General features: G+C 33.6%; 14 protein-coding genes. All 14 read right to left on the reverse strand.

What is annotated here, in order from left to right:
- Window positions 1-180: 180 nt before the first annotated feature.
- Genes AC30RD_RS02910 through fmt form a run of 14 tightly spaced genes read right to left on the reverse strand, consistent with a single transcriptional unit; the run spans window position 181 to window position 10878 of the window.
- Window positions 181-936, reverse strand: a complete 756-nt coding sequence (locus AC30RD_RS02910) for a TonB C-terminal domain-containing protein (protein ID WP_489492705.1) — start codon at window positions 934-936, stop codon at window positions 181-183.
- Window positions 929-1318, reverse strand: coding sequence for a biopolymer transporter ExbD (locus AC30RD_RS02915; protein WP_489492706.1), 390 nt, complete (start codon window positions 1316-1318; stop codon window positions 929-931). The genes AC30RD_RS02910 and AC30RD_RS02915 overlap by 8 nt, the downstream gene beginning before the upstream one ends.
- Before the next feature lie 6 nt (window positions 1319-1324).
- Window positions 1325-1894 (reverse strand): MotA/TolQ/ExbB proton channel family protein, encoded by a 570-nt coding sequence (locus AC30RD_RS02920; RefSeq protein ID WP_489492708.1) that lies wholly within the window; start codon window positions 1892-1894, stop codon window positions 1325-1327.
- A complete protein-coding gene (gene atpC, locus AC30RD_RS02925; RefSeq protein ID WP_489492709.1) occupies window positions 1894-2283 on the reverse strand; it encodes an ATP synthase F1 subunit epsilon in 390 nt (129 codons plus the stop codon). The genes AC30RD_RS02920 and atpC overlap by 1 nt, the downstream gene beginning before the upstream one ends.
- A 27-nt stretch (window positions 2284-2310) precedes the next feature.
- Window positions 2311-3723, reverse strand: a complete 1413-nt coding sequence (gene atpD, locus AC30RD_RS02930) for a F0F1 ATP synthase subunit beta (protein ID WP_489492710.1) — start codon at window positions 3721-3723, stop codon at window positions 2311-2313.
- A gap of 18 nt (window positions 3724-3741) precedes the next feature.
- Entirely contained in the window at window positions 3742-4626 is an 885-nt protein-coding gene (gene atpG / locus AC30RD_RS02935; protein ID WP_489492711.1) for an ATP synthase F1 subunit gamma, read from the reverse strand.
- An 11-nt stretch (window positions 4627-4637) separates the two neighbouring features.
- Window positions 4638-6155, reverse strand: a complete 1518-nt coding sequence (gene atpA / locus AC30RD_RS02940; protein WP_489492713.1) for a F0F1 ATP synthase subunit alpha — start codon at window positions 6153-6155, stop codon at window positions 4638-4640.
- A 17-nt stretch (window positions 6156-6172) separates the two neighbouring features.
- Window positions 6173-6703: a F0F1 ATP synthase subunit delta gene (locus AC30RD_RS02945; protein WP_489492714.1), complete on the reverse strand. Its 531-nt coding sequence runs from the start codon at window positions 6701-6703 to the stop codon at window positions 6173-6175.
- Window positions 6704-7219 (reverse strand): F0F1 ATP synthase subunit B, encoded by a 516-nt coding sequence (locus AC30RD_RS02950; RefSeq protein WP_489492715.1) that lies wholly within the window; start codon window positions 7217-7219, stop codon window positions 6704-6706.
- Between the two features lie 9 nt (window positions 7220-7228).
- Window positions 7229-7654, reverse strand: coding sequence for a F0F1 ATP synthase subunit B family protein (locus tag AC30RD_RS02955; protein ID WP_489492716.1), 426 nt, complete (start codon window positions 7652-7654; stop codon window positions 7229-7231).
- A gap of 49 nt (window positions 7655-7703) precedes the next feature.
- Window positions 7704-8564: a ParB/RepB/Spo0J family partition protein gene (locus AC30RD_RS02960; protein ID WP_489492718.1), complete on the reverse strand. Its 861-nt coding sequence runs from the start codon at window positions 8562-8564 to the stop codon at window positions 7704-7706.
- 1 nt (window position 8565) lies between these two features.
- Entirely contained in the window at window positions 8566-9351 is a 786-nt protein-coding gene (locus AC30RD_RS02965; protein ID WP_489492720.1) for a ParA family protein, read from the reverse strand.
- Window positions 9348-9983 (reverse strand): biotin--[acetyl-CoA-carboxylase] ligase, encoded by a 636-nt coding sequence (locus tag AC30RD_RS02970; RefSeq protein WP_489492721.1) that lies wholly within the window; start codon window positions 9981-9983, stop codon window positions 9348-9350. Before AC30RD_RS02970 ends, AC30RD_RS02965 begins: the two co-directional genes overlap by 4 nt.
- The gene (fmt, locus tag AC30RD_RS02975) at window positions 9964-10878 is read right to left on the reverse strand and encodes a methionyl-tRNA formyltransferase (RefSeq protein WP_489492722.1); all 915 of its coding nucleotides are present in this window, start codon (window positions 10876-10878) and stop codon (window positions 9964-9966) included. The genes AC30RD_RS02970 and fmt overlap by 20 nt, the downstream gene beginning before the upstream one ends.
- Between the last annotated feature and the right edge of the window lie 186 nt (window positions 10879-11064).

Genomic DNA, 11064 nt, shown 5'->3' on the forward strand with positions numbered 1-11064 from the left:
AAATCCACTCTTATCACCTTACCTCCTTACCACCTTACCAACTAACTCCCTTACCCCCTTATCACCTTATCCCCTTACCTCCTTACCACCTTCTCCCTTCTCCCTTCTCCCTTTCACCTAACTACCCAACCACTCAACTACTCAACTATTTTAACTTTTTTAACTAAAATCAACCACAAATCATTTCGCTTCAAAATAGACGGTTATCTCTCTTTTACCCTCTTTTGGGATAGGAAATTTTTTCGTTTTTAAATACTCTAAATATTCAAGTAACTCCTTATTAAAAATTTCACTTGCTGAAAAAAGTAATACTCTATAGTCAAAGTTTCCTTCATTATCGATAATTATTTTAACTTTGGCTCTATTTCCAGCACTCTCTTCTGAAGGAAGCCAATATTTATATAGTATTTCGTATACTTTTGACATATACTCATCAATTTCCCCCTCAACAGATTCAATTTTTGATTTTGCCAATACTCTACTTACATCTTTAATATTCATTTTTTTAAGTATCTCTTTAGCAGATTCGGTTTTTTTAATGCTCTCACCTTTAAATCTGCTTGGTGTAGTTGTGCTTTTTCTTTTTACTATTTTTTCTGCTTTTTTAACTTTTTTAGGGGTTTTAACGGCAGAAAATAGTTTTGATATATCCACCTCTTCTTTAGGAGATTTTGAGCCAACTTTTCTTTTTATTTTCTCTTTTTTTATAGGTTTTTTTTCTATCTTTTTTTCAATAGTTTTACTCTTTTTTGTCTCTTTTGGTTTTTTTATGGATGGAGGTTCTATCAATGATACTTCTACACTTTTTTGCTCTATCTTAAAACGTTTAATATCCTCTTGATTTTTTATAAAATATAAAAGCATCATTAAAAATATTGAAAAATAGAGCAAAAAAGAGAATAGTCCAGATATTAAAAATATTTTTTTATTATCCATCTGTTACCAACGAAACCTTTGCAAATCCAGCTTCTTTAACCGTTTTTAATATATACATAACATCCCCGTATGAAAGCCTTCTATCAGCTCTTATATAAACGGGGGAATTTTTATTATATTTGTTAGCCATTAATATAAAATTATCAGCAAAATTTGCAAAGTTAAATCTATCTTTTTTTATATATATTATCCTATTTTTATCAATCCTTATCTCAATAGTTTCAACTTTTTGTAAAACTTTTGTTTTGGATCCTTTTGGTAATTCTATCAACTCCTCATAAATTAAAGCCGGCGTAGTTACCATCAAAATTGCCAAAAGCACAAGCATTACATCTACTAAGGGGGTTATATTTAAATCCGGTTTTTCTTCCCAATCAAACATAATAATCTACCTGCGAGTTAATAAAAGATCACTTTGCATCTGTAAAATAGATATTACTTCAAAACCCTTTCTTTTTAAAAAAAGATGATAAGAATAGGCAAAAACGGCAACAAAAATCCCAGCCGCAGTTGCAACCAAAGCTTCGCCAATTGCTGGGGCAATAACACCTATTGATGCTTTAGTGGTTCCTAACATACTAAAGGCTTCCAAAATAGATATTACAGTTCCAAAAAGTCCAATAAATGGAGAAGTTGAAGCAGCAATAGATAAAAATGTCAAACCTTTTGTAGCCTCTTTTGTAGCGGCATATTTACAAAAATCTATTATCTCTTTGCTTATATTATCGCTCTTTTTTATACAGTTATGAAGCACTGAGTTGTGTGCTACATGTTTAGACCCCATATACATGGATTCTAAAGAGTTTTCCTCTTTTTTTATCCATGATTTTAAAGTAAAAAAACGGTAGAAAAATATCCAGTTTACTATTATAAAGTAAATGGATAGCAGTATTAAAACTGCTATCGTTATGGAGCTGCTTCTAGAGAGATAATCCAATAATATATCGATAGCCCTCATTATAACATCTTAGCCGCTTTTTCTATCCTGGCTTCAACGGTTGCTAAAGCAGCTTTATTTTCGCTTGCTTTCTCAACAAGTTCTTTAGCCTCTTTGATAGCTCTTGCAATATCACTTTCTGTTTCTCCAGCAAGAGGAACTGCACTATCAACCAATACGGTAGCTTTATTTTCATCAACCTTGACATGTCCCCAGTTTATAACGATAGACTCTTTTGAGCCATCTGCTTTTTCTATCTCTATGACGCCAGGTTTTAAAAGAGATAACAGCGTAGCATGCTTTGGAAGTACTCCAAACTCCCCTTCTTCTCCGGGAAAAGTAACGCTTTTTACTTCCCCTTCAAAAATCAAACCTTGAGGAGTAACGATTTCCAATTTTAGAGTATCCATCAATATCCTTTCTAAAGCAAAAGCAAATTATGCTTTTGCTTTTAATTTCTCAGCTTTTTCTAGAGCTTCATCAATATTACCAACCATATAAAATGCGGCTTCTGGGATATCGTCATATTTTCCTTCCAATAATCCTTTAAATCCCGCAATAGTCTCCTCTAAAGTTACATATTTTCCTGGAGCTCCAGTAAATACTTCTGCAACGAAGAATGGTTGAGATAGAAATCTCTCGATTTTTCTTGCTCTCTCAACAATCAATTTATCCTCTTCACTAAGCTCATCCATACCCAAAATAGCGATGATATCTTGAAGATCTTTATATTTTTGCAATACCGCTTGAACGCCTCTTGCAACTTGATAATGCTCTTCACCGATAATATTTGGATCAAGCATTCTTGATGTACTATCAAGTGGATCCACAGCTGGATAGATACCTTTTTCGGCGATTCTTCTGTTTAGAACCGTTGTTGCGTCTAAGTGCGCAAAAACAGATGCTGGTGCAGGGTCTGTTAAGTCATCAGCCGGAACGTAAACCGCTTGAACTGAAGTAATAGAACCTTTTTTAGTAGAGGTAATTCTCTCTTGAAGCTTACCCATTTCACTAGCAAGTGTCGGCTGATATCCCACAGCAGATGGAATCCTACCTAAAAGTGCAGACATCTCAGCGCCAGCTTGCGCAAATCTAAAGATATTGTCTATAAACATCAAAACATCAAGCCCCATCTCGTCTCTAAAATATTCTGCCATAGTAAGACCAGTTAGAGCTATCCTGTTTCTTGCACCTGGAGGCTCGTTCATCTGACCGTAACACAAGGCAACTTTATCTAAAACGTTAGACTCTTTCATTTCGTTATAAAGGTCGTTTCCTTCTCTTGTTCTCTCACCAACGCCGGCAAATACCGAATATCCAGAATGTTTAAAAGCAACATTGTGAATAAGTTCCATAATAATAACCGTTTTTCCAACTCCAGCACCACCAAAAAGTCCAACTTTTCCACCTTTTGCATATGGCGCTAAAAGGTCAACAACTTTTATACCGGTTTCAAAAATTTCTTGTTTTGTGCTTTGATCTTCAAAAGCAGGTGCACTTCTATGTATAGACCAGTAAGTTTTAGCTTTTAGAGGTTCTCCCTCATCTATTGTTTCACCGATAACGTTAAAAATTCTTCCAAGAACCTCTTCACCAACCGGAACCTTAATAGGATCGCCAGTTGCTTCAACTTCAAGTCCTCTAACCAGACCCTCGGTCATATCCATCGCAATTGTTCTAACTCTGTTGTCGCCTAGGTGAGCGGCAACTTCTAAAACAAGTTTTTTTTCTTCACCTTCTACGTTATATGTTACATTTAACGCTTCATTTACTGCTGGTAGATAAGATTCAAAATCAACATCTACAACAGGACCCATAACTTGGACAATTTTACCTATTTTATTTGACATTCATATCTCCTTGAGAATTTATTTCATTGCTTCCATACCGCTGATAATTTCTATCAGCTCTGTCGTAATTGATTCTTGTCTTGCTTTATTATAAGCAATAGTTAACTGTTCAACCATCTCTTTTGCGTTGTTTGTCGCTGCATCCATCGCCTGCATTCTGGCACTATGTTCTGCGGCAAGAGAATCGATCAATGAATAATATATATTATATTCGATATATTTTTTTATTAAAGATTCAAGAACTTTTTCACTATCTTCAGGCTCAAGCTCCATCATGGAAGGCGCTTCTTTCATCTGAATAGACTCTACATCTATCGGAAGAATATTATTTATTTTTAACTCTTGAGCTATCATAGATTTGTATCCGTTATGAACCATTATGATCTTATCGGTTTTGCCCTCCAAATAGTCTTCTACAGAAACATTGATAAATTCTGCAGCCTTTTTATAATCTGGAGATGCACTAAGACCTACAACTTCATCCATAAGTTCAACATCTTGAAATTTAAAATACTCTATACCTTTTTTCCCGATAGCTCTTAATCTAATTTTTGCTTTTTTTTCTTCATACTCTTTTATCAAAGAGTTTACGGCTTTTATGGTTTGATGATTAAAACCGCCACAAAGTCCTTTATCAGCGGTAATAAAAATTATATCCACAACGGCTGGGAGCTCAATATCCTCAAAATATCTTCCTCTAATTCCTCCAACTTTATATTGGTGGATAGAAAAACTGATCTCAGCCAAAGTCTCATTTATCGCATCGGCAAAAGCGCGAGAGCGTTTTGCCAACTCCTCAGTTCTTCTAAGCTTGGCTGTAGATACAAGCTTCATGGCTCTTGTAGTTTTTTGCGTATTTTTAACGCTGTTTATTTTTCTTTTTATATCTTTTAAATTTGCCATTTTGACTATCCTTATTCGGCGCTAAATGTTGCCTTAAACTCTTCTATCGCCTTATTCATCATATCTTTTAATTCATCATCTAAAGCTTTTTTCTCTCTAATTTGTTCAAAAATTTGAGGATATTTAGCTTCTATAAATGGATATAGTTCTGCTTCGAATTTTGTTACCTTATCTACTGGAATATCATCTAAAAATCCATTTGCTCCGGCATAGATTATAACAATCTGTTTCTCAACCGGTAGCGGAGAGTATGGAGGTTGCTTCAATACTTCAACCATTCTCATACCTCTTTCTAACTGTTTTCTACTCGCCTCATCCAAATCGCTTGCAAACTGAGCAAAAGCCTGTAATTCTCTATATTGAGCAAGATCTAGTCTTAACGTTCCAGAAACTTGCTTCATAGCTTTTATTTGAGCAGCACCCCCAACTCTTGATACTGAAATACCAACATTTATAGCCGGTCTAATACCTGCGTTGAAAAGATCTGATTCCAAAAAGATCTGTCCGTCCGTAATTGAAATAACGTTAGTTGGAATATATGCAGATACGTCACCAGCTTGAGTTTCTATTATAGGAAGAGCCGTCAAACTTCCAGCACCTAACTCATCGTTTAATTTCGCAGCTCTCTCAAGTAGTCTTGAATGGATATAAAAAACATCACCAGGATATGCTTCCCTACCTGGAGGTCTTCTAAGAATCAAAGACATCTCCCTATAAGCAACTGCATGTTTTGATAGATCATCATAAACTATTAATGCGTGTCTTCCGTTATCTCTAAAATATTCGCCGATTGTAACCCCGGTATATGGAGCTAAAAATTGCATCGTAGCAGAATCGCTCGCACTTGCATTTACAACTATCGTATAATCCATTGCGCCATGTTCTTCAAGTTTTCTAACAACTTGCGCAACAGTTGACTGTTTTTGTCCTATAGCTACATAAATACAGATAACATCTTGTCCTTTTTGATTGATAATAGTATCAATGGCGACAGTTGTTTTACCTGTTTGTCTATCACCAATAATTAACTCCCTTTGTCCTCTACCTATTGGAACAAGAGAATCGATCGCTTTAATACCTGTTTGAAGTGGCTCGTGAACAGACTTTCTTGCCATAATTCCAGGCGCTTTTTCCTCAACAAATCTAAATTCAGTTGCGTCAATTGGTCCTTTTCCATCAATTGGCTCTCCAAGAGGGTTTATAACTCTTCCTACCAAAGCATCGCCAACGGGGGTTCTTAGAAGTTTTCCTAGTCTTTTTACGCTCATTCCTTCTCTAATACCTTCACCTTTTCCAAGAACAACAACACCAACAGCAGACTCTTCCAAGTTTGCGGCCATTCCTTTTTCGCCGTTTTCAAACTCAAGCATCTCTCCGGCCATTACGTTATTTAAACCGTATACCTTTGCGATACCGTCTGCATAAGATATAACCTTACCCGTTTCGTCGATATCTATTTTTATTTCAAAATCTTCGATTCTCTCTTTTATGATTGAACTAATCTCATCCGCTAAGAGTTTTTGTGCCACAGTTTCTCCTTTCTTATTTATATTGCTTTTAAAATATGCTCAATGATCTGATTTTTTAGTTTTGATTTTGAAAAACTTATCTCAATACCCAAACTATCAACTTCAACCTTAATTCCGTCAAACTTTTGAGGCGATTTTTGTAAAATTATTTTTGCGCCAACTTTTTTGCTTAGACTCTCTTCTATCTCTTTTATCTCTTTTTCGCTAAGCTCGGTTTCGCTATAAACTTTTCCCAAATACTCGTTTTTTATCTTATATAACTCTTTTTTAAGCTCTTTTGCAATCTCTTCAATTAGATAGATTCTCTTTTTTTCGGCTAAAAGCTTTAAGAGATTTTTAAATTTCTCATCCGCCTCTTTCAATCCATCAAGCAGTAACTCACATTTTTTCTTTTCGTTAATTTCTGGAGAGTAGAGTATTGATGCGATCTTTTTATCTTTAAATAGAGAGCTTAAAGCCTCTAGCATTTGGCTATATTTTTCAAGCTCTTTAACATCAGAGGTTTTTATAAGAGCTTTTACATATCTTTTAGCGATCAACTCTTCCATTTACGCAACCTTTTTTAAGATTAGATTTACAAACTCTTTTTCGTTTACAACGAAATTTTTATCTTCAAATGTCTCTTCTAAAATATTTTTAACCACATCTCTTACCATTTTTCTCTCTTCAAGATCACAAGTCTCTTTATGCATTTTTTCCAATACTTTTAATTCCTCTTCTAAATTTTCTTTTATCTTTTCACTTAAAATTTTGCCCTCTTTTTTTGCTATTTCTACTATCTCTTTTGCCAATTTTTTTGCGTTTTCAAGCTCTCTTTGAGCTTTTTCCTTCTCCTCTTTGGCCTCTTTTAACTTTGCTTGCACAGATTCAAGCTGCGTAGCTATCGAAGCACTCCTACCTTTAAAAAAGTTTTTAATATGGTCGGCAAGTAGATAATATAAGATACTTGCAAAAATCAAAAAGTTTACGGTTCTTGGCAAAATATCCGTTGAAGCACTTGTGCCTTCACTAGCAAACGCAAAACCAGAAAGCGTCAATAAAATCAAAATAGTTTTTGCTTTCACAATATCTCCTTATTGAATTTTGCTAAATTTTGCTTTTAAAGCCTCTTTGAAAAGCGGTGCTTGAGATAATAAGGCGCTTTTTATACTCTCTTTTTCCTTTTCAAGCTCAACTTTAAAACTCTCATAATCTTTTGCCAGTTTTGCTCTTTTTTCTTCAAGAACTCCGTTGGCGTAATCTTTTGCCTCATTTACTATTTGGGTCTTTATCGAAGCAGCTTCAGCTTTAGCCTTTGCTATAATCTCCTCGGCCTCTTTTATAAGCTCCTCAGAGCCGCTACTATTGGCTTTTGCGTTTTGGATATCTTTTTTGATACTCTCCTCTCTTTCTGCCATAAAACCAAGAAGCGGTCGATACAACCAGCCATTTAATACCGCCACCAAAATAAAAAATATAACGGCAGTCATTATAATCAGTCCAAAACTGATATCTAGCATTAGCTCTCCTTTTGCTTTTTCAAATTGTTTGAGATTTTATCATATTAAATTATATATTTTTATTAATTTTATAGTTTTTACTTAAAAAAGTTTCCAAAAAGTAACTTATATCCTCATCATCATTAAATTCAATAATAAGTTTGTTGTTTTTTATATTGAATTTCAAAGGAGTATCTTTCATAGCTGTTGCTATTTTTGTCAAATCTAAGCCCTTTTTTTTCTCTTTTTGTCCACTTTTTTTCTCTTTTTTTACGAGGTTTTCAACATCTCTCACGCTTAGCTTTTGCCCAATAATAGAATCGACTAAAATTTTCTCTTTTTCTTCATCTAAGCCCACCAATACTTTTGCGTGCCCTGGCGTGATTTTGCCCTCTTTTATCGCATTTTTTGTATATTGGCTAAGTTGTAAAAGTCTTAAAGTGTTTGTTATATGGGTTCTACTTTTATGAACAATATTTGAGAGCTCTTCGTGAGTAATTTTATAATCTTCTATAAGCTCTTTATAAGATAGAGCCAAATCGATGGGGTTTAAGTCTTCTCTTTGAATATTTTCTATTAAGGCAAGTTCTCTAAACTTTTTTGGTTCAATATCGGCTACAATGGCTTTTATTTTTTTAAGTCCTGCAAGTTTTGACGCTCTTAATCTTCTTTCACCGGCAATTAACATAAAACCGTCGATATCTTCGATTACTACGATAGGTTGGAGTAAGCCGTGTTTTTTTATAGAATCTGACAACTCTTTTAAGCTTTTTTGATCAAAACTTTTTCTTGGTTGATATGGATTTGTTCTTATAGCTTCAATATCTATCTCCAAAATCTTGTTTTCGTCAAATCCCGTCTCTTTTTCGTAAGCTTGGGTAACTTCGCTTAAAATTGCACCAAGCCCTCTACCAAGTCTTTTTTTTTCCATTTTATTTTTCCAATATAACTTTTGCTAAACTTTGATACGCCATACTGCCTGAGGATTTGTTATCATATAAAATTACAGGTTTTCCAAAACTTGGAGATTCGGCAAGTTTAACATTTCTTGGAATTACGATAAATGTCGAGTTTTTTTCATCTTTAAAAAGCTTATTTTTAAAATGGTGAGAGAGATCGGCAAAAACCTGTTTTGATAGATTGTTTTGTTTGCTATACATCGTAGGCAAAAATCCTTTAATGGTTAATTTTGGATTTATGGTTTTTCTAATTAGTCTTATAGTATTTAAAAGCTGAGCTAAACCTTCCAAAGCAAAAAATTCGCACTGAATAGGTATAATAACGGAATTTGCGGCACTCAGGGCGTTTATAGTCATAGGACCAAGAGCCGGAGGAGAGTCAATAATAACAAAATCAAACTCATCTTTTATAATATCGAGCTTCTCTTTTAATACAAGTTCTCTTTGTTTGGCTTTGGAGCTGTAAAACTCTTTTTCAACCCCTACCAATCCTATATTTGAAGGAGCCAAAAAAAGGTTTTCAACGTTAGTTTTTAAAATAATTTCCGATAACTTTTTAGATCCAATCATTACATGATAGATATTAAATTCATAATCATTTCTACTATAACCCAAACTTGTCGTGGCGTTAGCTTGAGGATCGGCATCTATTAATAATACTCTTTTGTTCTCCAAAGCCAACGAAGCCGCTAAGTTAACCGCCGTTGTAGTTTTACCTACGCCACCTTTTTGGTTGGCTATTGTTATTATTTCGCTCATCTTAATGAATATATCCTTTTACCATTGATTTTTATCGATCCATCATAACAGAGTTCAGAGTTTTTTAATAAGATTTTTTCATTTTTATTATGAACATAAAAATTTTTACTTCTATGAAATTCTAACTTAAATTTACTAAAAATTTCCTTCCATGAAATTTTTTTATTTAACTCTTTAAAATAAAGTTCCAATATTTCTTTATTTTGGATTTTTATATCAAGTTTGCCGAAATTTTGGGGATTTGAAGCTATATTTAGCCCTATTCCACAGATTAAGTAATCATCAATTTTATTAGTAATTACTCCACCGATTTTTTTATTTTCTATATAAAAATCGTTTGGCCACTTTAGCCAAATTTTAGAGCCTTTTTCTTCTAAAATAGATTTTAAAATATAAGAAAAATAAATAGATAAAGATTGAATTTTTAAATCTTTTGGAAGATCATCGGCTTTTATGGCAAAAGAAAAAAAAAGATTGCCATCAGCTCCTATCCATCTGCTATTTCTACTTCCTATGCCTTTTGTCTGTTTTTTTGCAACAACTGCTACCGGAGGTAACAACTCTTTTTTTTTAATTTTATCTATAAGATAAATTTGTGTAGAATCGATTTCATCAAGATAGATAATCTCCAACTTTTAATCTCCTTCCCCTTAAATAACTAAAAATATCCATAATATTTTTAGATTGAGGTTGAACTTTTATTATTTCGATTTTCCCCCTTTTACAGCCTACAATGACACCGTTATCGGTAAATTCTATTATTTTTCCAGCTTCATTTTGACTTTTTTCATCTATCAAATTCATCTCTTTTATCTTTAATCCACTTTTTAAATAGATTCCCGGCCAAAAATAAAATGCTCTATATTTGTTAAAGATTGTTTTTGCATCGCCAAAATCAACAAGACCGTCACTTTTTTTAATTTTTTTGCAATAACTTGCATCAACACTATCTTGTTTTATTGGCTCAATTTTTGAAAAATTTTTTAAAACATATATAGCCAATTTTTTAGCCAATAAAGATAATTTTTCAAAAAGTATCAAAGAGATATCATTTTTATCTATATCGGTTACGTAATATCCCAAAATATCTCCTGTATCTAATCCTTCATTCATCAACATAGCAGTTACACCGGTTTTTTTATCACCATTTAGCAAAGCAGACTGAATGGGACTTGCCCCTCTATATTTTGGGAGTAAAGAAGCGTGTAGATTTATACATATAAACTCTTTTACAATTTTTTCGGGTAAAATCTGTCCATATGCGGCAACCACTATAAAATCGGGCTTTAACTCTTTTATAGTATTATAAATATTTTCATCTTTTAGAGTTTTAGGCTGAAAAATTGGTATATTGCTATTTTCTTCCAATAAAAATTTTTTTACGTGAGGGGGAGTTAAGATCTTTTTTCTACCAACCGGTTTATCAGGCTGCGTAAAAACCCCTACAACTTCTATATCTTTTTCTTCAAGAAGGCCCTCGAGTATAACAGTTGCATATTCAGGCGTTCCCATAAAAATAATACGCATATTTTGCCTTTATAATAAAGTTAAAAAATTGGGAAATGGAAATTGGAATTGGGAATTAGGAATTTGGAATTGGGAATTGAGAATCAAATCCTCTCTTATCACCTTACCCCCTTACCACCTAACTCCCTTACCACCTTACCTCCTTACCACCTAACTCCCTTACCACCTTATCACCTTACCCCCTTA

It is taken from the genome of Nitrosophilus sp. (assembly GCF_982775275.1).